The 26470-nt window shown below is 38.4% G+C and carries 24 protein-coding genes and 1 tRNA gene; 24 read left to right on the top strand and 1 reads right to left on the bottom strand.

Annotated elements, in window-relative coordinates:
* The first annotated feature begins 730 nt into the window (after positions 1-730).
* The 15 genes from D612_RS0115425 (at position 731) to D612_RS0115350 (ending at position 15783) form a co-directional block, all read left to right on the top strand.
* Entirely contained in the window at positions 731-1906 is a 1176-nt protein-coding gene (locus tag D612_RS0115425) for an ATP phosphoribosyltransferase regulatory subunit (protein WP_017756390.1), read from the top strand.
* A gap of 208 nt (positions 1907-2114) precedes the next feature.
* Positions 2115-2738 (top strand): ATP phosphoribosyltransferase, encoded by a 624-nt coding sequence (hisG, locus tag D612_RS0115420; protein WP_034726742.1) that lies wholly within the window; start codon positions 2115-2117, stop codon positions 2736-2738.
* 66 nt (positions 2739-2804) lie between these two features.
* On the top strand, positions 2805-4070 hold the full coding sequence (gene hisD, locus D612_RS0115415; protein WP_017756388.1) for a histidinol dehydrogenase: 1266 nt from the start codon (positions 2805-2807) through the stop codon (positions 4068-4070).
* A gap of 168 nt (positions 4071-4238) precedes the next feature.
* Positions 4239-4835: an imidazoleglycerol-phosphate dehydratase HisB gene (hisB, locus tag D612_RS0115410; RefSeq protein WP_017756387.1), complete on the top strand. Its 597-nt coding sequence runs from the start codon at positions 4239-4241 to the stop codon at positions 4833-4835.
* A 207-nt stretch (positions 4836-5042) separates the two neighbouring features.
* Positions 5043-5669, top strand: coding sequence for an imidazole glycerol phosphate synthase subunit HisH (hisH, locus tag D612_RS0115400; protein ID WP_017756385.1), 627 nt, complete (start codon positions 5043-5045; stop codon positions 5667-5669).
* 201 nt (positions 5670-5870) lie between these two features.
* On the top strand, positions 5871-6605 hold the full coding sequence (hisA, locus tag D612_RS0115395; protein WP_017756384.1) for a 1-(5-phosphoribosyl)-5-[(5-phosphoribosylamino)methylideneamino]imidazole-4-carboxamide isomerase: 735 nt from the start codon (positions 5871-5873) through the stop codon (positions 6603-6605).
* Positions 6602-7360 carry an imidazole glycerol phosphate synthase subunit HisF gene (gene hisF / locus D612_RS0115390; protein ID WP_017756383.1) on the top strand — a complete coding sequence of 253 codons (759 nt, stop codon included), beginning with the start codon at positions 6602-6604 and terminating at the stop codon, positions 7358-7360. Before hisA ends, hisF begins: the two co-directional genes overlap by 4 nt.
* Entirely contained in the window at positions 7357-8025 is a 669-nt protein-coding gene (hisIE, locus tag D612_RS0115385) for a bifunctional phosphoribosyl-AMP cyclohydrolase/phosphoribosyl-ATP diphosphatase HisIE (RefSeq protein WP_017756382.1), read from the top strand. The genes hisF and hisIE overlap by 4 nt, the downstream gene beginning before the upstream one ends.
* A gap of 439 nt (positions 8026-8464) precedes the next feature.
* Positions 8465-10015 carry a tetratricopeptide repeat protein gene (locus D612_RS0115380; RefSeq protein WP_017756380.1) on the top strand — a complete coding sequence of 517 codons (1551 nt, stop codon included), beginning with the start codon at positions 8465-8467 and terminating at the stop codon, positions 10013-10015.
* Between the two features lie 154 nt (positions 10016-10169).
* Positions 10170-11129: a thioredoxin-disulfide reductase gene (gene trxB / locus D612_RS0115375; RefSeq protein ID WP_017756379.1), complete on the top strand. Its 960-nt coding sequence runs from the start codon at positions 10170-10172 to the stop codon at positions 11127-11129.
* A 456-nt stretch (positions 11130-11585) separates the two neighbouring features.
* On the top strand, positions 11586-12041 hold the full coding sequence (locus D612_RS0115370) for an NUDIX domain-containing protein (protein WP_017756378.1): 456 nt from the start codon (positions 11586-11588) through the stop codon (positions 12039-12041).
* A gap of 261 nt (positions 12042-12302) precedes the next feature.
* Positions 12303-13190, top strand: a complete 888-nt coding sequence (rapZ, locus tag D612_RS0115365; RefSeq protein ID WP_017756377.1) for an RNase adapter RapZ — start codon at positions 12303-12305, stop codon at positions 13188-13190.
* Positions 13190-14146 carry a gluconeogenesis factor YvcK family protein gene (locus tag D612_RS0115360; protein ID WP_017756376.1) on the top strand — a complete coding sequence of 319 codons (957 nt, stop codon included), beginning with the start codon at positions 13190-13192 and terminating at the stop codon, positions 14144-14146. Before rapZ ends, D612_RS0115360 begins: the two co-directional genes overlap by 1 nt.
* Positions 14147-14275: 129 nt before the next feature.
* Positions 14276-15226, top strand: a complete 951-nt coding sequence (gene whiA / locus D612_RS0115355) for a DNA-binding protein WhiA (protein WP_017756375.1) — start codon at positions 14276-14278, stop codon at positions 15224-15226.
* Positions 15227-15525: 299 nt separating this feature from the next.
* A complete protein-coding gene (locus tag D612_RS0115350) occupies positions 15526-15783 on the top strand; it encodes an HPr family phosphocarrier protein (protein WP_017756374.1) in 258 nt (85 codons plus the stop codon).
* A gap of 75 nt (positions 15784-15858) precedes the next feature.
* On the opposite strand, the gene clpP is transcribed toward D612_RS0115350, so the two are convergent.
* Complete coding sequence (gene clpP, locus D612_RS0115345) at positions 15859-16458, bottom strand: ATP-dependent Clp endopeptidase proteolytic subunit ClpP (protein ID WP_017756373.1); 600 nt, start codon at positions 16456-16458, stop codon at positions 15859-15861.
* 335 nt (positions 16459-16793) lie between these two features.
* Here clpP and D612_RS0115340 point away from each other — a divergent pair.
* From D612_RS0115340 to eno, 9 genes are all read left to right on the top strand, one after another.
* Positions 16794-16865: transfer RNA gene (locus D612_RS0115340), tRNA-Arg, on the top strand.
* Positions 16866-17137: 272 nt separating this feature from the next.
* Positions 17138-18436 (top strand): RNA polymerase factor sigma-54, encoded by a 1299-nt coding sequence (gene rpoN, locus D612_RS0115335; RefSeq protein ID WP_017756372.1) that lies wholly within the window; start codon positions 17138-17140, stop codon positions 18434-18436.
* Positions 18437-18593: 157 nt separating this feature from the next.
* Positions 18594-18860, top strand: a complete 267-nt coding sequence (locus D612_RS0115330; protein WP_017756371.1) for a glutaredoxin family protein — start codon at positions 18594-18596, stop codon at positions 18858-18860.
* 137 nt (positions 18861-18997) lie between these two features.
* Entirely contained in the window at positions 18998-20050 is a 1053-nt protein-coding gene (locus D612_RS0115325; protein WP_017756370.1) for a sugar-binding transcriptional regulator, read from the top strand.
* Positions 20051-20065: 15 nt separating this feature from the next.
* Positions 20066-21073, top strand: coding sequence for a type I glyceraldehyde-3-phosphate dehydrogenase (gene gap / locus D612_RS0115320; protein WP_017756369.1), 1008 nt, complete (start codon positions 20066-20068; stop codon positions 21071-21073).
* 223 nt (positions 21074-21296) lie between these two features.
* On the top strand, positions 21297-22481 hold the full coding sequence (locus D612_RS0115315; protein ID WP_017756368.1) for a phosphoglycerate kinase: 1185 nt from the start codon (positions 21297-21299) through the stop codon (positions 22479-22481).
* 66 nt (positions 22482-22547) lie between these two features.
* The gene (gene tpiA, locus D612_RS0115310; protein ID WP_017756367.1) at positions 22548-23309 is read left to right on the top strand and encodes a triose-phosphate isomerase; all 762 of its coding nucleotides are present in this window, start codon (positions 22548-22550) and stop codon (positions 23307-23309) included.
* Positions 23302-24837: a 2,3-bisphosphoglycerate-independent phosphoglycerate mutase gene (gene gpmI / locus D612_RS0115305; RefSeq protein ID WP_017756366.1), complete on the top strand. Its 1536-nt coding sequence runs from the start codon at positions 23302-23304 to the stop codon at positions 24835-24837. The genes tpiA and gpmI overlap by 8 nt, the downstream gene beginning before the upstream one ends.
* A 115-nt stretch (positions 24838-24952) precedes the next feature.
* Entirely contained in the window at positions 24953-26242 is a 1290-nt protein-coding gene (eno, locus tag D612_RS0115300; protein ID WP_017756365.1) for a phosphopyruvate hydratase, read from the top strand.
* The last annotated feature ends 228 nt before the right edge of the window (positions 26243-26470 follow it).

Genomic DNA, 26470 nt, shown 5'->3' with positions numbered 1-26470 from the left:
GGTAACTGTATGATATAAACTAAATTTTTCAAAGGTATTGTTGTTCCAATTGTCAAAATAATAAATAAAGCATTTTTTATATTCATATTGACGCCTTAACAATTCAGATGTAGACTAACAAGTAATTACATTTTAACTTGTTAGCACATTAGCGAACTAAAGCATAAGAACTAGTTATTATATCTAGTATTAAGGATTAAGGAATTTTTAAAATATGGCAGTATCAACACCTTTGTAGCGAGTATTTTAACTATTTGTTAGTGAACATATAGAATTTTTAAAATATGGCAGTATCAACACCTTTGTAGCGAGTATTTTAACTATTTGTTAGTGAACATATAGAATTTTTAAAATATGGCAGTATCAACACCTTTGTAGCGAGTATTTTAACTATTTGTAGTAATGAACATATTAACTTATTAAAATAAGGTAGTTTAGAAGCCTACGTAAGCTAGTAATTAAACCTTTTTAGTAGTGAATATATAAAATTTTTAAATATGGCAGTATCAACATCTTTGTAAGCGATTATTTTAACTATTTGTAGTAATGAACATATTAACTTATTAAAATAAGGCAGTTTAGACGCCTACGTAAGATAGTAATTAAACTATTTGTAGTAATGAACATATTAACTTATTAAAATAAGGAAATGTCAACTCCTTTGTAAGCTAGTAATTAAACTTTTGGAAGTAGTGAATATATAAAATTTTAAAATAAGGGTGTGTCAACAATGAATAAGCTTTTTATGTTTGAAAAACCACTTGGTATGAGAGATACGTTACCACAGCTCCATGAAGTTAAAAAGCATGTGAGAACGAAACTGGCAGATGAAATCAGCGCGTGGGGTTATCAAACAATTGAAACGCCAACATTAGAATATTATGAAACGGTGGGGGCGGCATCGGCCATACAAGATCGCCAGCTTTTTAAATTGCTAGATCAACAAGGCCATACGTTAGTGCTACGGCCGGATATGACTGCACCAATTGCCCGCGTTGCAGCATCAAGACTGAAGGAAGAAGGATATCCATTGAGATTAGCGTATGATGCCAATGTTTTTCGGGCACAGCAACGTGAAGGTGGGCGTCCTGCTGAATTTGAACAGGTTGGGATTGAGTTAATTGGCGATTCAACTTCAAGTGCTGATGCAGAGGTTATCGCATTAATGATTGCAGCTTTAAAAAATGCAGGCTTAGAAGATTTTTCTGTTGCCATTGGTCATGTTGGCTTTGTGAACGCGTTGTTTGTTGAGATTTTAGGAAATGAAGAACGTGCTAACAGTTTGCGCCGCTTTCTATATGAAAAAAATTACGTCGGATTTCGCGAGCATGTAAAAAACTTACCGTTGTCATCGATTGATAAACAGCAGCTTTTACAGCTTTTACAATTACGTGGAGATCATCAAAAAATTGCCGAGGCACGCGAGATGACGGAAAACCAAGATGCGCGTAAAGCTATTGAAGAACTAGACCTATTATGGAGTCAGCTAGAGTCTTATGGAGTTACAGATTATGTAAAAATTGACTTAAATATTGTTAGTCATATGAGCTATTATACAGGTATTTTATTTGAAGGGTATGCGCAAAATTTGGGCTTTCTGCTTTGTAATGGTGGTCGCTATGACCAATTGCTTGAAAAGTTTAATCGGGCTGCACCCGCAACAGGCTTTGGAATTCGACTTGACCGCCTTGTTGAGGCGCTAGGTAATGGTCATCGGTCAGCACCGACCTCCTTAATTTTGTTTAGTCAAGAACATCGTCATGAGGCGATTCAGCTCGCTCTTGAAAAAAGAAAATGTGGAGATAGTGTTGTTTTACAGGATATAACAGGAATAGAGGACGTCGATTTATTTACGAGTCGATATGAAGATGTAGTTTATTTTATCGGGAAACAAGGCAAAGCGTAATTCGATAGAAAATTGCGGGAAATTAGAGTTTAGATAAATATAACTGATGTGACGATATATAACAAAAATATTGAAGCGAATATTGTGAGTAGTTTAGTTTAACTAGTAAAAAAAAATTAACAAAACGGAAGTGCGATATAGCTCTATGACAATTAATGGACATGAAACTAGTATTTTCAATAAAGGAGAACGGGCAATGAGTGCAACGATGGTAACGATAGCGATGCCGAAAGGTCGGATTTTTGAGGAAGCTGCTGAGCTTTTGCGAAAAGCAGGGTATAAGCTTCCGCCGGAATTTGATGACTCTAGAAAACTAATTATCGATGTTCCTGAAGAGAACTTACGATTTATTTTGGCCAAGCCGATGGACGTCGTAACGTATGTTGAGCATGGTGTGGCTGACCTTGGGATAGCAGGGAAAGATGTGATGCTTGAAGAGGACCGCGATGTTTATGAAGTTTTAGATTTAAAAATAAGTGCTTGTTATTTAGCCGTAGCAGGCTTACCTGATACGACATATGGCGTAGCTCCAAAGGTTGCGACGAAATACCCGAAAATTGCTTCATCCTATTTTCGGGAGCAAGGTGAACAGGTTGAAATTATTAAGCTGAATGGTTCAATCGAGCTTGCACCATTAATTGGTCTGGCAGAGAGAATTGTTGATATTGTTTCAACCGGACGTACGTTAAAAGAAAATGGGCTAGTGGAGCTACAACGGATTCAAGATATCACATCCCGATTAATTGTAAATCCAGTCAGCTATCGTATGAAGGATCAATATATTGATGATATGGTTGAGCGACTTTCAGCTGTAATAGAAGGAGCAAAATAGAATGGGAGTATACAAACAGCTCAATTTCATTTATTTTTGCTTTAAAAATAAAAGGAGCGAAGTGAAATGAAGATCGTCAAGGTAACTGATTCATTATCGCTAAAAAGAGATTTGGATTCAGGTACACAACAACAACGAAATGCAGTATTAGAAATACTTGAAAAGGTAAAAAGCGAAGGGGATCAAGCGTTATTTCAATACACGGAAAAATTTGATGGCGTGAGGCTTAATTCCCTTAAGGTAAGCGAACAGGAAATTGAGGATGCATATGAAGCAATTGCTCCTGAGTTAGTCTGCTATTTAAAAGAAGCTGCTGAAAATATTCGGAGCTATCATGCCCGTCAGGTTCGCCAATCGTGGCTAACAACTGAAGAAAACGGTACGATTTTGGGGCAAAAAATAACTCCGCTTGATGCCGTTGGTGTTTATGTTCCTGGGGGGACAGCTGCGTATCCGTCATCAGTGATGATGAATGTCATTCCGGCGCAGGTAGCAGGTGTAGGACGGATTGCCATGGTTTCACCCCCGGGGAAGGATGGGAAATTACCAGCTGGTGTATTAGTTGCTGCAAATGAGTGTGGCATTAAGGAGATTTATAAAGTAGGCGGCGCACAAGCGATTGGAGCGTTGGCTTATGGTACTAATACCATTAAAGCCGTTGATAAAATTACTGGTCCTGGCAATATATTTGTTGCACTTGCAAAACGGGAAGTATTTGGTGACGTGGATATTGATATGATTGCTGGTCCAAGTGAAATAGTAGTGTTAGCAGATGAACATGCAAATCCAAGCTATATTGCGGCTGATTTACTTTCCCAAGCTGAGCATGATATTCGAGCTTCAGCTGTACTCGTAACCCCATCCAGCGTGCTTGCGGAAAAAGTTGCTGAGGAGGTAAAAAAGCAGCTGGAAACACTACCAAGAAAAGGCATTGCTAGCCCCGCGATTCGCGACTATGGGGCAATATATGTCACGGAAACTTTGGAACAAGCGATTGCAGCGGTGAATGAATTAGCACCCGAGCATCTTGAGTTAATGACTGCTGACCCGATGAACCTAGTTGGTCAAATTCGCCATGCAGGTGCAATATTTATCGGTGAAAATAGCTCTGAGCCAATCGGTGATTATTTTGCGGGACCAAACCACGTGTTACCAACAAACGGAACGGCTCGATTTTCAAGCCCGTTAAACGTCGATGATTTTGTGAAAAAATCTAGCATTATTTTATATAGTAAAAAAGCAGTAGTTGATAACGGTCATAAAATTGCTGCGTTAGCACGACTGGAAGGTTTAGAAGCGCACGCACGAGCTGTTGAACAACGATTAAAATAGAAGCAGAACGTAGACAAATATAGAGGCAGAATGTAGACAAATATAGAGGCAGAATGTAGACAAATATAGAAGTAGAACGTAGACAAATATTTTGAATAGGTTGCATGTTGACGAGAAGCAGGTAATGAAATCGAAAATATAACAGCAAATATAAAAGGAGGACATGTGATGATTGAAGATATTCGCCAGGCAAAGATTGAACGAAAGACGAATGAGACGGATATTAAACTTTCTTTTTCAATTGACGGAGAAGGAATTGCCCAATTAGAAACTAGTGTACCATTTATGAATCACATGCTTGACTTGTTTACTAAGCATGGACAGTTTGATTTAACGATTGATGCAATGGGTGATGTTGAAATTGATGATCACCACACAACTGAGGATATCGGCATTTGTTTAGGACATGCCTTGCGTGAAGCGCTTGGTGATAAACGAGGAATTAAGCGCTATGGTAATGCATTTGTTCCAATGGATGAGGCATTAGCACAAGTAGTTGTCGACTTGAGTAATCGACCTCATCTTGAATTTCGTGCAGAAATGCCAAGCTCACGAGTAGGAACCTTTGACACTGAGCTTGTTCATGAATTTTTATGGAAGCTTGCACTAGAAGCAAGAATGAATTTGCATGTTATTGTTCATTACGGTCAAAATACACACCACATTATAGAAGCAATATTTAAGGCGCTTGGTCGAGCACTTGATGAGGCAACATCGATTGATCCACGTATTAAAGGAGTTCCATCTACAAAAGGAATGTTATAGGCGTATAATAGCATAGTGGGCAAATCCTTATGTAGTCCTGGGTGTCTACCAAAGGAGAGCCAACTTAGTATAACTTTGTCGCGGTGGTGCCAGGGTGGTGTCCATAGAGGGTGCCATAGAGGGTGCCATAGAGGGTGCCATAGAGGTTCCTGACCCTGGCAATAATTGGAAAATATGCGTAGTCCCACCAGTGAAAGGATTGTTAGAATGATTGGTATTATTGATTATGGAATGGGGAATTTGTATAGCGTTAGTAAGGCGCTAGAACGAATGAATTATAATTATATTGTCACGGACAACAAGGAAAAGCTCCATAGCTGCAAGGGTTTGATTTTGCCAGGGGTTGGTTCGTTTCGTGATGCGATGACGATTTTAAATGAAACTGGTTTGGCATCATTCATAAAGGATGAGGTTGCTCAAGGGAAACCGCTCTTAGGGATTTGTCTTGGTATGCAATTATTGTTTGATGAAAGCGAAGAAAATGGCATTACAACTGGATTGCAATTTTTGCAAGGGAAAATTGTTCGTTTTTCAGGGACAACAGCTTCAGGGGAAAGTTATAAAGTTCCTCATATGGGCTGGAATAAGCTTAACTTCCATCATCCAGAATCAGCATTACTTAAAAGTGTTGAACAAGGTCACGTTTATTTCGTTCACTCCTATTACGCAGTTCCGGGCAATCAGGATGTCATTTTGGCAAGTAGCACCTATGACGTAGAAGTTCCTGCTATCGTTGGCAAGGGGAATGTGTACGGAACCCAATTTCACCCGGAAAAAAGTAGCGAGATTGGTTTAGCGATTTTAATGAATTTTGCAAGTATTGTTGAAGGGTAGGATTCAGGAATCGTAACGAGCGGGACTTGGGAGAAAGTTTGCCAAAGGGAAGGGGTTTCAAATATCATAACAGGAAGTTACTCTAGAAAGTTGGTCTAGGAAGTTACTCTAGGAATAAAGTCAAAAAATTACAAAGTGTTAATAGTGGAAGAGTTTTACCACGAAAAATTTTAAGTATCGTGGAAGGAAGGTAGAGAGGCGATGGCATTTACGATTTATCCGGCAATCGATATGCGTGGGGGAAAATGTGTGCGTTTGTTGCAAGGGGATTATAATAAAGAAACGGTTTATGGAGATTCACCGTTTGAAATGGCGAAGGTATTTGCCGACGAGGGTGCATCATGGATTCATATGGTCGATTTAGATGGGGCAAAAGCCGGTAAGCGTGTAAATCATGAATATGTGTTGCAAGTGGCAAATAACTTAAATGTCAAGGTCCAAATTGGTGGTGGTATCCGCTCTGAGGATGATGTAGCGTTTTACTTAGAAAACGGTGTGAGCCGTGTCATTCTTGGGAGTGCGGCCATTTCAAATCCAGATTTCGTGAAAGAAATGTTGAAAAAATACAAAGAAAAAATTGCAATCGGCATTGATGCCAAGGATGGCTATGTGGCAACGGAGGGCTGGCTAAACACTTCAAATGTAAAAGCGACAGAGCTAGGCAAAACATTAGCTGACGCTGGAGCAGAAGTGTTTATTTTTACTGATATTGCAACAGACGGAATGTTATCTGGGCCGAACTTGACGGCAAATGCCGAAATGGCTGAAGCAACAGGTAAGCAAGTGATTGCTTCTGGTGGTGTCAGTCAGTTAGTTGATTTAGTGAACTTGAAACAGTATGAAGCTAAAGGTGTTTCTGGAGCAATTGTTGGAAAAGCGCTATATACGAAGCAGTTTACTGTTCGTGAAGCATTAAGAGAGGTGAACGGGAAATGATTACAAAACGAATTATTCCGTGTTTAGATGTGAAGGAAGGTCGCGTTGTAAAAGGAGTTCAATTTATTCAGCTTCGTGATGCAGGTGATCCAGTTGAATTGGCAGAGTTTTATGATCAAGAAGGTGCTGATGAGTTAGTATTTTTAGACATTTCTGCCTCACATGAAGGTCGCGAAACAATGGTTGATGTTGTTGAACGTGTGGCGGCTAAGCTTGCAATTCCGTTTACTGTCGGTGGCGGTATTAATACGTTAGACGACATGAAGCGAATTTTACGTGCTGGTGCTGACAAGGTTTCGTTGAATACAGCGGCTGTTTTACGACCTGAATTAATTACTGAAGGTGCTAATTTTTTTGGTTCACAATGTATTGTCGTTGCAATTGATGCGAAGTATGACGACGAGCTTGGCTCATGGCGCGTTTATACGCACGGCGGTAGAAAGGTGACAGAGTGGGAAGTCATTACGTGGGCAAAAGAAGTAGTTAAGCGAGGCGCAGGTGAAATTTTATTAACGAGCATGGATAAAGATGGTGAAAAGTCAGGGTTTGACTTAGCGTTAACGAGAGCGGTAAGTGAAGCTGTCTCTGTACCGGTCATTGCCTCAGGTGGAGCCGGTAATGCCGATCACTTTGTCGATGCTTTTATCAAAGGGAAAGCGGACGCTGCTTTGGCTGCATCAATTTTTCATTATAAAGAAACGTCAGTTAAAGAGGTAAAGGAATATCTTAGAAGAAAAGGAGTGAATGTGCGATGAATTCCTCACAATTAAAGTTTGATGCAAATGGATTAATACCGGCGATTGTTCAAGATGCTGTAAGTAAAGAAGTTTTAACGTTAGCATACATGAATGAGGAATCATTGGCTAAATCACTCGAAACAAAAGAAACGTGGTTTTGGAGCCGCTCCAGACAGGAGCTTTGGCACAAAGGAGCTACGTCTGGGAACACGCAAAAAATTATCGATATAAAGTATGACTGCGATCAAGATGCGTTAATTGTATTAGTTGTACCAGCTGGTCCGGCCTGTCATACAGGTACATATAGCTGCTTTAGCGGATCACTCCATGACAAAGATGGAGCGCATGCCTCTGAGCAAGTGTCGACCGCTGTTAGCCGTGAAGCAAACGGTGATCGCTTCGCCATCATTAATGAGCTTGAAAAAGTCATTGCTGAACGGGAAGCTGAAATGCCAGAAGGTGCTTATACAACGTATTTATTTGAAAAAGGCGTTGATAAGATCCTCAAAAAAGTCGGTGAAGAAGCAGGCGAAGTTATTATCGCCGCAAAAAATCGCAGTCACGAAGAGCTAAAATGGGAGGTTGCAGATTTACTCTATCACCTCTTAGTTTTACTACGAGAACAAAAGCTTCCGTTAGACGTTGTTTTAGAAGTGTTAGCAGAACGGCATCATAAAAAATAAATTAGTCCAGCTCTTGTGTGGCCCCGCTCGAGCAATAAATAAAGTATGATGTGTTAGTCAGCAGTCACAAATACATCATACTTTTTGTTTCCAAATTTTGCCGGGGTCAGGAACCTCTATGGCACCCTCTATGGTACCCACTATGGATACCGCCCTGGCACCTACTGTGTCCCTCCTAAAAGTTCCACCATACAAAGTCCCATCATTGGTAATTGTGTTGGTATACTGCCTTCCTTCTAGCTTATCAAGTATGATATACTATATAGTTGAATAATTATTATTGTTATCATTCGATTTATCCTAAAATTAGCTCATTGTTCATCGTGCTAATCTTATTGATCGATTTCATTTTAACCTAAATTTTTCAGCCTAATTGGTATGGGTTAGAAACATTGCGCTTTTGCATTAAATCGGCTGCTTAAAGGGAGTGATAAACGATATGGTAACAATCGATGGAGGACATATGGGAAGACAACAATCTAAGTCTGGGGAAACCGAAACAATTGGTCAAATTGTTTGTTTTGCCCAGGATGGAGAGTATTTTTTTAATAAAGGAATAAAATTTTATCGCCACCGTGATTTATATAAAGCAAAAAAATATTTTCAACGAGCTGTTAGCTTTGACCCACAGGAACCCGTTTTTTTGTGTCAGCTTGCCGCTGTATTAGCTGAATTAGGTGAGTTTGAGGAATCTAACTTATTGTTAATACAAGTTGTCGAAAATCTCGAACCGGAAATGTATGAATGTTATTATTTTCTTGCTAATAATTATGCTTATTTAGGTTTGTTTCACGAAGCGAAAAAATACGCAAAGCTATATTTGAAGTATTCCCCGGATGGAGAATTTTATGAAGATACGGAGGATTTACTAGAATTATTAAGTATTGAATCGAATATTTTACATGGTACTCACGAGAGTGAAGATGAGGACGACTTAATAATAAAGCAGGAATATGCTCGTAAACTACTTGAGGATGGGAAATTAGAAGAAGCAAGTCGTGAACTGCAAATACTTATAAAAGAATATCCCGAGTTTTGGTCTGCTTTTAATAATTTAGCATTGGCACAATTTTATCTAGGAAACGTAAATAAAGCGATTAAATTAAGCCAAGATGTTTTGAAAAAAAATACTGGCAATCTCCATGCGCTTTGTAATTTGGCTGTTTTTTATCATTTTCTTGGACGTCGGCACGAAGTCGATACTTTAGTAAAATCACTTGCGGTTGTTTACCCAATCGATATGGATCATCGTTCAAAGTTAGGAGTAACATACGCATTAATTGGAAAATATGAGGAAGCCTTCAAATGGCTACGTTGGTTACAAAAATATGGATACGATGGGGATGCCGCCTTTTATTATTGGCTTTCCGTATCTGCGTATTATACAAACCGCAAACAGCTTGCCTATGATGCTTGGCAAAAGGTTATTAAGTTAAATCCTGAAAAAAAGGGAGCCGAGCCATGGTTGAAGGTCAAAACAAACGACAAAAATCAGACGGAAAAATATTCGTTAATTGAACAATTTAAAGGTAGCGATAATGAGGAAAAGAAGCTTTTAATCCTATTATTGTTAATGAGAGCTGGAAATGTAACATCATTACAGGAGTTACAAACATATATCTTATCGAATAAAGAAGCTCCCTATGTTCAAGAATTTGTGAACTTAATGTTGAACAAACTAACGAATAATAATCATGAAGTATCATCAACGATTGGCGACGGTCTTCAAGTTATTGATACCTTGGCCCACCATGCTCATTGGTCGCAAGCGATTGAGCAAAAATGTTATATGCTCTGGTTCCGCGTGTTGTTAAATGGAAAAAAGGCGGAAACCAGATTTAAAAATAGTGAGGCGTGGGCGGCGGCTATTGAATATTGCTGTTTACGTGCTGAAGAGTTTAATGTCACACAGCGGGAAATTGCCGAAAAATATCAAATCTCAACTTCAACCTTAAGAAAATACATGAATTTGGTTACCAATTTAGTGTAAATGGTTTTTTTGAGCAAAAAAATAGACGAAACAGCCGAAATCAAGTAGGATACAAAATATAGGGTATGGGGTATTTAGGGCAGAAAAAGATATTCAAGACAGAAATGCTTCGGACCTCAATTAAGTTGACCTAATCCAATAAGGAGTGATTGTTGTGAGTGAAGAAAAAATCTATGATGTTATCATTGCAGGTGCTGGACCGGCAGGAATGACTGCAGCTGTATATACATCTCGCGCCAACCTTTCAACGCTAATGATTGAGCGGGGAATGCCGGGTGGACAAATGGCTAATACAGAGGAAGTAGAAAATTATCCAGGCTATGATAGTATTTTAGGTCCTGATCTTTCCACAAAAATGTTTGAGCATGCTAAGAAATTTGGTGCTGAGTATGCGTACGGTGAAATAAAGGAAATTATAGATGATAAGCCCTATAAAACAGTTGTTTGTGGAAATAAAGAATATAAAACAAAAGCGATAATTATCACAACAGGTGCTGAGCACAAGCATCTAGGCATACCTGGTGAAAAAGAACTTAGTGGACGCGGTGTTTCGTATTGTGCGGTATGTGATGGTGCATTCTTTAAAAATAAAGAGTTAGTGGTTATAGGTGGCGGTGATTCTGCAGTTGAAGAAGGAATTTACCTAACCCGGTTTGCTTCAAAAGTAACAATTATACATCGTCGCGATGAGCTACGTGCGCAAAAAATACTCCAAAAGCGCGCATTTGAAAATGAAAAAGTTGAGTTTATTTGGAACCATGTACCAAAGGCAATTAACGGCACTGATGGGAAAGTTTCAAGCATAACAATTGAAGATGTGAAAACGGGCGAACAACGTGATTTTAAGACAGACGGAATCTTTATTTATGTAGGACTTGTTCCGTTAAGTGAGCCATTCAAAAACCTTGGTATTACCAATGAAGGTGGATATATTGTAACAAATGAGATGATGGAAACAAAGATACCAGGCATTTTTGCAGCTGGTGATATTAGGGAAAAAATGCTTCGCCAAATCGTTACAGCCACTGGTGATGGAAGCATCGCAGCCCAAAGTGCCCAGTATTATATTGAATCCCTTGATGAGGAAATAAAAGAAACAGCAGGCAAAAATTAACAACCATTTAATGATTTTGTAATATGTGTGAAATATAAATGGGGTATTCTAAAAATAAGATTTGACCCCCTTTTAATTTCTATTATGATTGAGTAGGCACAGAACGGTGGTGCCTCTTTTTTTTGTAAAATTTTTGCTTACCAGTTCCATATAAAGTCCAAAGCTGCACGACGATGACAATTCCGCAAGTAGTCCAAAGCTTCCCGACGATCTCATTTCCACATGAACTCAATAGCTTCTCGACGATGACAATTCCGCATGTAGTCCAAAATTGCTCGATGATCTTAGTTTCACATGAACTCAATAGCTTCTAGGCGATACCAGTTCCACATAGAGTCAATAGCTTCCCTACGATCTCAGTTCAACACGACATCGGATGAGATTCATTGTTACCAATTTATAATAATAGTATAATTAGTAATGAAAACAATGTGTTCGTGTGATGAGGTGGTAATGTTGCAACGTGTTACAAACTGTGTGTTACGGAAGGGGAATGAGATCCTGCTCCTTCAAAAGCCGAGACGTGGCTGGTGGGTTGCCCCTGGTGGGAAGATGGAATCTTGTGAATCAATTAGGGATACTGTTATTCGAGAATATCGTGAAGAAACCGGAATATATATAAAAAACCCAAAAATAAAAGGGATTTTTACAATAATAATTAAGAATAACGACGAGATTGTTTCAGAATGGATGATGTTCACATTTTTTGCTGATGAGTTTGATGGAATTAATGTTGACTCAGAGGAAGGCAAAACCGAATGGCATCCAATCGAAAAAATACCCGAACTGCCAATGGCGCCAGGTGATTATCATATCATTGATTATTGTTTAAACGGAAATGAAGTTATGTATGGTAGTTTCACATATACACCAGAGTTTGAACTAATTTCATATCGTTTAGATCCATCGTAGATGTCAAGTACAAACGGGGCAACAGCGGTTGTAACGTTTGAACGAATTTCATATCGTTTAGATCCATCGCAGAGTATATTTACTAAGTAATCTCTCTTCATCTTTCATCTGAAAATAGTAAATAAAGAGTGTAAGCCCAGTTTACAAATAAGAAACTGAGATTGAAGTATTCTAAATAATTGGCAAAGAACAACCCATCTTAATAAACAAATTTTTCACAAAAAAAGTTCTTATTTTTACAAATCAAAGGGGAGATGGAAGATGGTTGTAGCAAATCAAGAAGTCCAATTAGTGATAATTACAGGAATGAGTGGAGCAGGGAAAACGGTAGCAGTCCAAAGCTTTGAAGATTTAGGGTTCTTTTGTATTGATAATTTGCCACCAACATTGCTGCCGAAGTTCATGGAATTAGTGAAAGAGTCTGGCTTTAAAATGAACAAAATTGCCCTTGTTATGGATTTGCGTGGGCGTGAATTTTTTGAAACATTACTAGATGCAATTGATAGTATGAGTGAAGTAAATTGGATTACGCCGCAAATTGTCTTTCTTGATGCTAGTGATCAAGTTTTAGTAAGCCGCTATAAAGAAACAAGAAGATCGCATCCGCTAGCGAAAAGTGGGTTACCTTTAGAAGGAATTAAGCAGGAGCGCGACATATTGGATGAGTTAAAAGGAAGGGCGCAATTTATCATTGACACTTCTGAGCTAACGCCAAGAATGCTTCGTGAAAAAATTATTAGTGGATTCTCAAAGGGAAAACAGCAAGTATTTAATGTTAATATCATCTCATTTGGATTTAAATACGGTATTCCGATCGATGCGGATCTAGTTTTTGACGTGCGCTTTTTGCCGAATCCTCATTATATTGATGCACTTCGACCAAAAACTGGTCAAGATGAGGAAGTCTCCGCCTATGTACTAAAGCAGCCAGAGACGCAAAAGTTCGTAGATAAACTCAAGGATTTATTATCTTTCATGCTGCCCTTATACAAACGTGAAGGGAAAAGTCAGCTCGTCATAGCAATTGGCTGTACAGGTGGTCAGCATCGTTCCGTTACATTGGTTGAACACCTAGGAGAGTATTATGAAAAAGAATACTTAGTAAGTTGTAGTCATCGAGATATTCAGAAAAGAAAGGATAAAAAATAATGGAATGGAAAAAGCTACCTAAGGTTGTTGTTATAGGTGGCGGGACAGGTCTGCCTGTATTGCTTCGGGGATTAAAGCGCTATCCAATTGACATCACTGCAATTGTAACAGTTGCCGATGATGGGGGGAGCTCCGGAAGATTGCGTACAGATTTGGATATCCCACCGCCCGGCGACATTCGGAATGTATTAGCAGCATTATCTGAAGTTGAACCATTAGTTGAGGGTTTATTTCAGCATCGCTTTAAAAATAATGGCAATGATTTATCCGGCCATGCTTTAGGAAATCTATTATTAGCAGCAATGACAACATTAACTGGTGATTTTGTTAGTGCTATTCGCGAAATGAGCAGAGTTTTAAATGTGAAGGGAAAAGTGCTACCTGCGGCTAATCGCGGCATCATACTTCATGCCGAGTTTGCAGATGGGGCAATTGTGACAGGTGAATCAAAAATACCAGCTGAAAAGAAAAAAATAAATCGTGTATTTCTAACACCTGAAGATGTCGAGCCTTTATCAGAGACATTAACTGAATTACAAAAAGCCGATATTATCGTCATTGGTCCTGGGAGTTTATATACAAGCATTTTACCAAACTTACTCGTTCAAAAAATAAGCCATGAGTTGTGCCATTCAAACGCAAAAAAAATCTATGTTTGTAATGTAATGACGCAAGCGGGTGAAACAATGGGTTATACTGCCAGTGACCATGTCAAAGCTTTATACGACCACCTAAAATGCGCATTCTTGGATATGATTATCGTTAATGATACGGAAATCCCAGCCGACGTGCTTGTGCGTTATGAACGGGAAAATGCAGAGCCTGTTTTATATGATCATGAAAAACTGCAAAAGTATGGTTTGAAAATTATTAATAGAGATTTAGTTCATATTGAAAACGGCGTTATCCGCCATGATACAGAAAAAATAGCAAAATTAATTTATTCGTTAATCTAAATTATCAGTAATCTGGCAACATTTGCTGAATAATTGTTGAGAAGATAATTTTTGTTCGAAAAAATAATCTTTCAATATATATACTAAATGCGTGTTACCTAAAATATGGTATTAGGGAGGTGCGAAAATTTGTCTTTTGCCTCTGAAACGAAAAAAGAACTTACAAATCTTGATATTAAAGACTGTTGTGCAAAGGCAGAGCTTTCCGCATTAATCCGGATGAACGGTTCAATGTCATTTATGAATCGAAAAGTAGTTGTCGATGTGCAAACTGAAAATGCGGCCATTGCTAGAAGAATTTATTCCCTTATAAAAAGAGAATATGATATACCAGTGGAGCTGTTAGTTCGTAAAAAAATGAGATTGAAAAAAAATAATGTCTATATTGTCAGAATGATTGACCACGCGAAAGAATTACTTGAACAACTTGGGATCCTTGGTGACGGTTTTACTTTTATTAGAACGATATCAAAACAGTTTACAATGAGAAAGTGCTGTAAACGTTCTTATTTAAGGGGGGCATTTTTAGCAGGGGGTTCGGTAAATAATCCAGAAACTTCTTCCTATCATTTAGAAATCTTTTCTTTATACGAAGAGCACAATCATTCATTATGCGATTTAATGAATACTTTTGATTTAAATGCGAAATCATTAGAACGTAAGAAAGGTTATATTACGTATTTAAAAGAAGGAGAAAAAATAAGTGAGTTTTTAAATATTATAGGAGCGCATCAAGCATTGCTTCATTTTGAAGATATCCGCATTGTTCGTGATATGAGAAATTCTGTTAACCGCTTAGTAAATTGTGAGACGGCGAATTTGAATAAAACAATTGGTGCTGCTGTCAGGCAGGTAGAAAATATCCGTTACATTCAAGAGACCGTTGGACTTGAAACATTGCCGGAAAAATTACGGGAAATAGCTGAGTTAAGAATTACTTACCAAGATGTCTCCTTGAAAGAACTCGGTGAAATGTTATCAGGTGGTGGGATTAGTAAGTCAGGAATAAATCACCGGCTTAGAAAAATTGATGAAATTGCAAATAAATTACGTTTAGGTGAAACGTTGCCGAAGTCCTAAGCGTATTATTATATAGATAGTGAACGGGTGTGCCTTCGTCTATACGTATTAATATATAAATAGTGAAAAGATGTCTGAAATTGAGCATATTAATATATATAGATAGTGAAATGGTTCCTAAGTCTAAGCGTATTATTATATAGATTGCGAAATGGTCTCCAGTCCGAAATCGAGATAATATTATAAATAACAATAGGCTAAAGGGTAGAATTGTTTTTGTAACAATGATGAAACAATTTTTATCGCCACTACTATCATAATAGGTTAAAATGGTGTTGTGTATGTTAGGAGGAGTATGAATGAAAGAGAAAACGATTACAGTTAAATTAAAATCGGGTTTGCAGGCGCGTCCGGCAGCACTATTCGTACAAGAAGCAAATCGCTTTTCATCTGATATTTTTTTGGAAAAAGATGGCAAAAGGGCAAATGCAAAAAGCATTATGGGATTGATGAGTTTAGCTGTAAACTCTGGTGCAGAGGTTACACTTATCGCTGATGGGAATGATGAGCAAGAGGCAATTCTCTCCCTTATGAGATTTATTGAAAAAGAAGATTAAAAATGATGGTAAATAAAAGGCTTCCGCGTGTTAGTGGAAGCCTTTTTCGTACTATAATGAACATGAAATATGGACTTATTTTTTGTCTGGAGTAGGGCTAGAAGTAATCACCTTATCGATTAATCCATATTCTCTAGCTTGTTCTGCTGACATAAAGTTATCGCGTTCTGTGTCACGATTAATGACTTCAATTGGTTGACCCGATCTTTCAGCCATAATTTGATTTAGCTTTTCCCGCATTCTAATAATTCGTTTAGCATGGATTTCAATGTCAGTTGCTTGACCTTGAGTTCCACCTAAAGGCTGATGAATCATAACTTCACTGTTTGGTAGTGCAAAACGTTTCCCTTTTGCACCAGCTGTAAGTAAGAATGCACCCATTGATGCTGCCATACCAATACAAATTGTGGATACATCTGGCTTGATGAATTGCATTGTATCATATATCGCCATACCAGCTGTAATTGAACCACCCGGGCTATTAATATACAATGAGATATCTTTGTCAGGATCTTCAGCAGCTAAAAATAACAGCTGGGCCACAACCGAGTTGGCAACTGTATCATCGATTGCTGTTCCTAACATAATGATGCGGTCCTTTAATAGCCTTGAGTAAATATCATACGCTCTTTCACCGCGATTGGTTTGTTCAATAACTGTCGGAATTAAATGCATAAGAAATCCTCCTTTATCCAATAAATACTTCTAATTTAAATAATACATGCAAGGTCAGAAAAGGTCAAACAAGATGCTTCGTATTATTGTTCATATTAAGCCTTTCTTAATAATAACCTTTTTTAGAAAAAAATAAACTTATATAAACTTATATATTGAAAACGAAGAGCTACGATAATCGTGATTATATTCTAATTATAATTTACAGTATGAGCAATGCGATAATATTATGCTCTACTAAATAAAGCGCCACTAACCCTTGCAAAAAATATTGTTCTTTCATATAATTAAATGCGTGCTCTTTCTTACTAAGAAAATACGCACTTCATACATTTGCCCTCGTGGTGTAATGGATAACACGCAAGATTCCGGTTCTTGTACTGGGGGTTCGATTCCCTCCGAGGGCGTATTCATAGCAAACTCTGTTTGACTAATAAATACAAACAAAAAACACAAACAACACTCTGAAATATTGGTATATCAATATTGAAGAGTGTTTTTTATATATAAAATAGTGCGAAAATAGTGCGAAAATAGTGCGAAAATAGTGCAAAAATAGTGCAAAAATAGTGCGAAAATAGTGCAAAAGGAATTTGAGAAATAGCAAAATTTCAGAAAGCGTTTTCACATAGATTGAGTTATAATAATAAATATCATCATGCTGATTGGGGGGATCAACATGAGGCAGGAATTATTTCAACAGCAAACTACAAAGCTAATAATGACAACTGAACTTCGCCAAGCAATTTCATTATTACAATATTCCAGCATTGAATTAGTTCAATTTCTTCAAGAACAGGCGATTGAAAATCCGCTATTATGTGTTGATTCAGTTAATCTAGAATTTGATCGGATAAAAAAGACGACAATCCATGCTACTGAACGACAAATTCCTATTGCTGATGATCAGTCTAAAATGACGATTCAAGACCATTTAATTAGACAAATTGGATTATTAAATGTGAGCCTACAAGAACGGAAAGTGATGAACTATATAATTTTACTAATCGATGAACATGGGTATTTTTACGGTGATATAGAAGAGGTAAGTAAAAAGTTGAATGTAACTTTACCTTTAGTGGAGCTTGCATTGAGGAAAATTCAAGAGTGCGAGCCAATTGGTGTTGCCGCAAGAAATTTACGGGAATGCTTGTTAATTCAACTTCAAAACCGACAACCTAGAAATGAGTTTGCCGAGTTAATTGTAGCGAATTATTTACAAGCTCTCGCGGATCGGAAATGGAAAGAAATCAGCAAGAAAACAGGAGCCACAGTAGAAGAGGTTCAAGGTGCTTTCGATTTAATTCAATCACTCAATCCTCGTCCTGGCAGTCGTTTTTCTAATACAAAGCCAGAATATATTATCCCGGATTTAATAGTCTCGGAAGAGGATGGTAGTTTGCGGATTACTTTGAATGAGCATTTAATCCCGAAAATAAAAATAGAAGCTGAATATAAACCATATATTAATATGAAGGAACATGATTCCCATGAATATTTACAGGATAAGCTTAATCAAGTTCACTTTATTAAGCGTGCGATTGAACAAAGGTTAAATACGATGAAAAAAGTCATGACGGCAATTGTTGCCGAGCAGGAAGAGTTTTTTTACCATGATGAATCAAAGCTTAAGCCTTTAACAATGAAAGAAATTGCCGACGCCATTGGTGTACATGAATCAACCGTAAGTAGAGCTGTAAATGGAAAGTATGTGCAAACCCCGCAAGGTGTGTTTGAATTAAAATACTTTTTTTCATCTAGTATTCAAGCACCTAATCAGGCGGATACATCTTCAAAATCGGTAAAAGCTGCCATTTCAAAAATGATTGATGAGGAAAATAAGAAAAAACCACTTTCTGACCAACAAATTGCAAGTATATTGAAAGAACAGCACAGTCTGCAAATATCGCGACGAACTGTTGCAAAATACCGTGATCAGCTTAAAATACTTCCGTCATCAAAACGAAAGCGATTTTAACGTGTCTTAAAAATAGGGGGACTTCATATAGCGAAAAGAATAGTAAGCATCCAGATACTTAAAAACCAAGTAAAACAGCGACCGGACTTCATATAGCGAAAAGAATAGTAAGCATCCAGTCTATCTACGGTGTACTAAATAAGGAGAGCATTGACTTATGAATAAAACAATCCAGGTGAATTTTTATACAAGAACAGTGTGCCCCTTGTGTGACCATGCTAAAGAAATATTAGAAGAGCTAAAGAATGAATATCCAATTGAAATAAAGGAAATAGATATATACGAGGATGATGAACTCCTTGAAAAATACCAACTAATGATACCAGTTGTCGAAATTGAAGGAGTACAAGTCGATTACGGTACTATTTTAAAGGATATTGTACGAGAATATTTACAAAATTTACATATTAATGACGAAACATAGTTGAATCATCTTAAAAAACCTGTTAAAATGGGAATTGTAACAGAAATGGTTTTTTTTACCTATAGCGGGACATAATGAGTCTACGCGGGACTAATATAGTCACGGACGGTGATAACCATTTAAGGAGAGCGTGAAGAGTGGAAACATTATTAAGAATTCAAAAAAAATTGATACCAGAGCTTCTCGAGGTTTTCCAAAAACGTTATGAAATTTTAAAATACGTTCGATTGCTACAGCCGATTGGAAGAAGGAGTTTAGCAGTACATTTAGGGATGACCGAACGAATTCTTCGTGGAGAAGTACTTTTTTTAAAGGGACAAGGATTTTTAGATGTGAATACAAGCGGGATGAGCTTAACTGTCGAAGGGATGTCATTAATAACTGACCTTGAGGATTTGATGAATAATATTTTTGGGTTGAAGGATTTGGAGAAGAAGCTTCAACAGCTTTTAAATGTTGGGGAAGTCATTGTTGTTGCCGGTGACAGCGATGAAAATCTATTAGTGAAAAGAGAGCTGGGGAGGGCATGTGCAAACCGAATGAAGGATTGCTTTCAAGCAAATAATATTATTGCTGTTACCGGTGGCTCCACGTTAGCTGCAGCTGCTGAAATGATTACCCCTGATGGTAATGATCGGGATCTCTTATTTGTACCGGCAAGAGGAGGGCTTGGGGAGCGTGTTGAGAATCAAGCGAATAATATTTGTGCCAAAATGGCTGAAAACAGTAGCGGTCACTATCGGCTTCTCCATGTTCCAGATCAAGTCAGTGAAAAGATGTATGAATCAATTGTTGAAGAACCTTCAATTAAATCAACATTAGATTTAATTAAATCGGCTAGCATGGTCGTGCATGGAATTGGGGATGCTATTATAATGGCAAACCGCCGTCAGGCGGGTGAGGATTGTTACGAAAAACTAGTAAAAGGTCATGCAGTTGGTGAAGCATTTGGTTATTATTTTAATGAGCAAGGGGAAATTGTTCATAAAATTAGGACCATCGGGCTCCAATTGGATGATTTGAATAATGCAACAACAGTGATCGCAGTTGCTGGCGGTTCTTCAAAAGCTAATGCAATCGAGGCTGTTATGAAGCAAGGGAAAGACCATATTTTAATTACTGATGAAGGTGCAGCGAAAAAAATAATAAGAGAGCAATCTCTTAAAAATAAAGACAAAGCTTCAAAATGATAAGGAGGAAATAGAATGGCAATAAAAGTAGGAGTCAATGGATTTGGAAGAATTGGTCGAACAGTATTTCGTGCAGCTAGTAAAAACCCTAATATTGATATAGTTGCCATCAACGATTTAACAGACGCAAATATGCTGGCACATCTTCTTCAATATGATTCAGTTCACGGGACATTTGAATCTAAAGTTGAAGTAAACGGCACTAATTTAGTTGTTGATGGAAAAGAAGTCATCGTTAAAGCTGAACGTGATCCAGCTAAGTTAGCTTGGGGCGAGTTAGGTATCGACGTTGTGATCGAATCAACAGGGCGATTTACAAAGCGCGAAGATGCTGCAAAGCATTTAGAGGCTGGTGCGAAAAAAGTTGTAATCTCTGCTCCTGCAAAAAATGAAGATATTACAATTGTAATGGGGGTAAATGATGATAAGTATGAACCTGCAAATCATCATGTCATTTCAAATGCATCTTGTACAACGAACTGCTTAGCTCCATTTGCAAAAGTTTTAAATGATAAATTTGGTGTTAAGCGAGGAATGATGACGACAGTTCATTCTTATACGAATGATCAACAAATCTTAGACTTACCGCACAAGGATTATCGTCGTGCTCGGGCTGCAGCTGAATCAATAATTCCAACAACAACAGGTGCAGCAAAAGCGGTTTCAAAGGTCCTTCCAGAGCTTGAAGGGAAATTGAACGGTATGGCAATGCGCGTGCCTACCCCAAATGTATCCTTGGTGGATTTAGTTGTAGAGCTTGAAAAAAATACAACAGTAGAAGAAATAAACGCAGCCCTTAAAGAAGCAGCTGAAGGTTCATTGAAAGGTATTTTATATTATAGCGAATTACCATTAGTTTCAAGAGATTACAATGGCTCACCCGCTTCATCGACGATTGATGCTTTATCTACGATGGTTATTGACGGAAATATGGCGAAGGTTGTATCTTGGTATGATAATGAAACAGGATACTCCTATCGAGTTGTTGATTTAATTGATTTCATTGCTAAAAAAGGAATTTAACAAAGTAATTTTTTATAAGAAAAAGTTAGAAAAAGTAAAGAATCTTTAGTGAACTGATAACGTGAAAAGTTTATAATCAAATATAGGTAGTAGAGGGAGAATTAAGCAGAATGACCATTATTTTCCCTCTTTTTCTGTACATAGCCATTATATCGATGAGAGATAGTGGCAAACTGCCAATTATTATTCGAAATGATCATTTAATTTAAAGGGGGCTGCAAATATGAATAAAAAGTCGATACGAGATATCGATGTAAAGGGTAAAAAGGTATTTTGCCGCGTGGATTTTAATGTCCCGATGCAAAATGGTCAAGTTACCGATGATACTCGCATTCGGGCTGCATTGCCTACGATTCAATTTTTAAGTGAAAATGGTGCGAAAGTAATTCTTGCCAGCCACTTAGGTCGTCCAAAAGGCAAAGTAGTAGAAGAAATGCGCTTGGATGCGGTCGCGAAAAAGCTTACAGACCTATCAGGCAAAAACGTTATCAAGACAAATGAAGCGTTTGGTTCTGAAGTTGATGTCGCAATTAGCAAGTTAAGTGATGGAGATTTGCTATTATTAGAAAACGTCCGGTTTTATCCGGGTGAAGAAAAAAATGATCCTGAACTTGCTCGTCAATTTGCAAGCCTAGCAGATATTTATGTGAATGATGCCTTTGGAGCAGCACATCGTGCCCATGCATCAACTGAAGGGATCGCCCACCATCTTCCAGCGGTTGCAGGCTTTTTAATGGAAAAAGAGCTTGAAGTTTTAGGGAAAGCATTATCGAATCCTGAACGACCTTTTACAGCAATTATCGGTGGGGCAAAGGTTAAAGATAAAATTGGTGTTATTGAAAATTTGTTGGAGAAGGTAGATAATCTTATTATTGGAGGTGGCCTAGCTTATACGTTTATTAAAGCTCAAGGCTATGAGATTGGTAAGTCGCTTTTAGAAGAAGACAAAATTGAATTAGCTAAGTCATTTATTGAAAAAGCGAAGGAAAAAGGTGTGAATTTTGTCATGCCTGTAGATGCAGTCATTGCTAATGAATTCTCTGCAGATGCGGAAGCGAAGGTTGTTAATATCGATGAAATTCCTGCGGATGCACAAGCTTTAGATATTGGTCCAAAAACGGTGGACAAGTACCGTGAAGTAATTCAAAGCTCTAAGCTAGTTATTTGGAATGGTCCAATGGGAGTTTTTGAATTTGAAAAGTTTGCAAATGGGACAATCGGTGTAGCGAAAAGCTTAGCTGAAGCACCAAATACCTACACAGTTATTGGTGGTGGTGATTCTGCAGCGGCTGTTGAAAAGTTTCATGTTTCTGATAAAATGGATCACATTTCAACTGGTGGTGGAGCATCACTTGAATTTATGGAAGGAAAACAGCTACCAGGGGTTGCTGCTCTTAATGATAAGTAATAATTTATAAGTTGTGCTTTAGCATAGCCTATATTTAAATACATTTATGGAGGTGGGCTCACTAGCATGAGGAAACCAATTATTGCAGGTAACTGGAAAATGAACAAGGTTTTATCTGAGGCAATTCACTTTGTGGACGAAGTAAAGAGCTCCATTCCTCGTCCTGATCAAGTTGATTCTGTCGTGTGTGCGCCGTTTTTATTTTTGGATCGTCTAGTTCAGGCGGCAAACGGTAGTGATTTGAAAATTGGCGCACAAAATATGCATTTCGAAGACAGTGGTGCTTTTACTGGTGAGGTTAGTCCAGTCGCATTAAAGGATATAGATGTCGACTATGTAATTATCGGTCATTCTGAACGTCGAGAAATGTTTGCAGAAACAGATGAAACGGTTAATAAAAAAGTACATGCAGCTTTTAAACACCAGCTTCTACCAATTATGTGCTGTGGTGAAACGCTCGAACAGCGCGAAGCGGGTACAACGAATGAGATTGTTGGTTCGCAGGTTGAAAAAGGGCTAGCGAATTTAACTCCAGAGCAGGCAAAGCAAGTTGTTATTGCCTATGAACCAATTTGGGCGATAGGCACAGGGAGATCTTCGTCAGCTAAAGATGCGGATGAAGTGTGTGGGTATATCCGTGCTGTTGTTGCTAGGCTTTTTTCAAAAGAAGTTGCTGATGCTGTGCGGGTCCAATATGGTGGTAGTGTCAAACCGGAGAATATTGGGGAATATATGGCACAACCGAATATTGATGGAGCGCTAGTTGGTGGGGCAAGTTTAGATTCCGGATCCTTCCTCAAGCTTTTGGAGGCAATTAAAAATGAGTAAAATACCATATGCTTTAATTATTTTAGATGGATTTGGTTTGCGTGATGAGGTAAAAGGGAACGCAGTCGCGCAGGCGAAAAAGCCGAATTTTGACAGGTATTGGAATGAATTCCCACATGCAACTTTAACGGCATGTGGTGAGGCTGTTGGTCTACCAGAAGGCCAAATGGGGAATTCAGAGGTGGGGCATTTAAACATAGGTGCAGGCCGAATCGTTTATCAAAGCTTAACCCGTGTCAATATTTCAATTCGCGAAGGTGAATTTTTCAACAACGAAACATTTTGTGCAGCAATTGAGCATGCAAAGCAAAATGGTACAAGCCTTCATATTTTTGGATTACTTTCTGACGGCGGGGTACATAGTCATATAAACCATATGTATGCATTATTGAAAATGGCAAAGGAAGCAGGATTAGAAAGTGTATACGTTCATGGATTTTTAGATGGACGTGATGTTGGCCCGCAAACAGCGAAAGGCTTTATTGCAGACGCAGAGCAAAAGATGAAGGAAATAGGTGTTGGTCAGTTTGCCACCATTTCCGGTCGCTATTACTCAATGGACCGAGATAAACGGTGGGATCGAGTTAAGAAATCTTACGATTCTATGGTTTACGGAGAAGGGCCGACATATTCATCTGCCAGTGAATGTATTGAAGATTCTTACGCAAATGGGATTTACGATGAATTTGTCATTCCGTCTGTCATCGTTCGTGGAAATGGTGAGCCCGTTGCCAAAATTGATTCGAACGACGCGGTCATTTTTTATAATTTTAGACCAGATCGTGCCATTCAAATTTCACGGGCATTTACGAATGAAGACTTTCGCGAATTTGACCGTGGCCTAAGGGCGCCAAAGGATTTATATTTTGTCTGTTTAACTCATTTTAGTGAAACTGTCGATGGCTATGTTGCTTTTAAAACAGTGAACTTAGACAATACATTTGGTGAAGTCGTTTCGCAGCATGGCTTAACGCAGCTGCGAATTGCGGAAACGGAAAAGTATCCGCATGTTACATTTTTCTTCAGTGGCGGTCGTGAGGATAAGTTTCCAGGCGAAGAACGCATCCTTATCGATTCACCAAAGGTTGCAACCTATGATTTAAAGCCGGAAATGAGCGCATATGGAGTAACGGATGCACTTTTGAAGGAAATCGCAGCGGATAAACATGATGTTATTATTTTGAACTTTGCTAATCCGGATATGGTTGGCCATTCAGGTATGCTTGAACCAACCATTAAGGCAGTAGAAACGGTTGATGAATGCTTAGGGAAAATTGTTGACGCTATTATTGCTAAAGGTGGAGCAGCTATTATTACGGCAGACCACGGAAATGCGGATGAGGTAATCACAATAGACGGGAATCCAATGACGGCTCATACGACGAACCCCGTGCCAGTGATTGTGACTCGCGCAGGATTAACATTGCGTGAGGATGGGATTTTAGGGGATTTATCACCAACATTATTAGACCTGCTTAATGTTGATCCGCCAAAAGAAATGACGGGGAAATCACTGATAAAAAAATGATCGTTGAATTTGCTAACATAGCCTTAGGTCCGTCGAAAGGCGTTGATTTGAGGTCTATCAATTGACATTCAATATAGAAGAATTTTAATAAAAAGTGTAAAGGAGAGATTTTGAAATGCCATTTATTGTTGATGTGTATGCTCGTGAAGTGCTAGACTCTCGCGGAAATCCGACAGTGGAGGTAGAAGTTTATACAGAATCAGGTGCAATGGGGCGCGCTTTAGTTCCAAGCGGTGCATCTACTGGAGAATATGAAGCAGTTGAATTACGTGATGGTGACAAAAGCCGTTATTTAGGGAAAGGTGTTTTAAAGGCAGTTGAAAATGTGAATGAAAAAATAGCTACAGAAATAATCGGTTATGATGTGACAGAACAAGTTGCAATTGACAAATGCTTAATCGAACTTGATGGAACTGAAAACAAAGGAAACTTAGGTGCAAATGCAATTCTTGGTGTATCAATGGCTGTTGCTCGTGCGGCAGCAGATTATTTAGAAATGCCGTTATATGCATATTTAGGTGGATTTAATGCGAAAACATTACCAGTTCCAATGATGAATATCATTAACGGTGGGGCTCATGCCGACAACAACGTTGATATTCAGGAATTTATGATTATGCCTGTAGGGGCTGAAAGCTTCCGTGAAGCATTACGAATGGGTGCTGAAATTTTCCATAGCCTAAAAGCAGTTTTGAAGAGCAAAGGCTTAAATACAGCTGTAGGGGATGAAGGCGGTTTTGCACCAAACTTAGGTTCAAACGAAGAAGCACTTCAAACGATTATCGAAGCGATTGAGAAAGCAGGCTATAAGCCAGGCGAACAAGTAAAGCTTGCTATGGATGCTGCGTCATCTGAGTTCTATAGCAAAGAGGACGGAAAATACCATTTAAGTGGTGAAGGTGTTGTGAAAACATCTGCTGAAATGGTTGATTTTTATGAAAATCTCTGCAATAAGTATCCGATCATTTCAATCGAAGACGGCTTGGATGAAAATGATTGGGAAGGCCACAAACTATTAACAGAACGTTTAGGCGGACGAGTTCAACTTGTTGGTGATGACCTATTCGTTACAAATACGAAGAAGCTTGCACAAGGTATTGAAAAAGGAGTAGGCAACTCAATTTTAGTGAAAGTAAACCAAATTGGTACATTAACTGAAACTTTTGATGCAATAGAAATGGCAAAACGTGCCGGCTACACAGCTGTCATCTCACACCGTTCTGGTGAAACAGAAGACAGTACAATTGCCGATATTGCAGTTGCAACTAATGCAGGCCAAATCAAAACAGGTGCACCGTCTCGTACAGACCGCGTCGCAAAATACAATCAATTGCTTCGCATCGAAGACCAACTCGGCGAAGTAAGCAAATACGCTGGCGCAGCGGCTTTCTACAACTTAAAATAAAAATTCTAATAAAGAGCTGAGACTCGCTGTAAATGAAGCGAGTCCCAGCTTTTTCTTTCTATTTATTCCCGGTCCCTAAGCCGTACCGGGGTTGGTGCCAGGGCGGTGTCCATAGAGGTAGCCATAGAGGTTCCTGACCCCGGCAAAAAATGGAAATCACTTATAGTTCTCTACTTGTTATTTCTGAAAAGGTATGGTAAAGTTGTAGTATTGCAAAGTGCGTATGTA

Source organism: Calidifontibacillus oryziterrae (assembly GCF_000331575.1).
Taxonomy (GTDB): domain Bacteria; phylum Bacillota; class Bacilli; order Bacillales; family Bacillaceae_J; genus Calidifontibacillus_A; species Calidifontibacillus_A oryziterrae.
The sequence above is the reverse complement of the archived record's forward strand: the minus strand, read 5'-3'. Positions and strand labels throughout refer to the sequence as shown.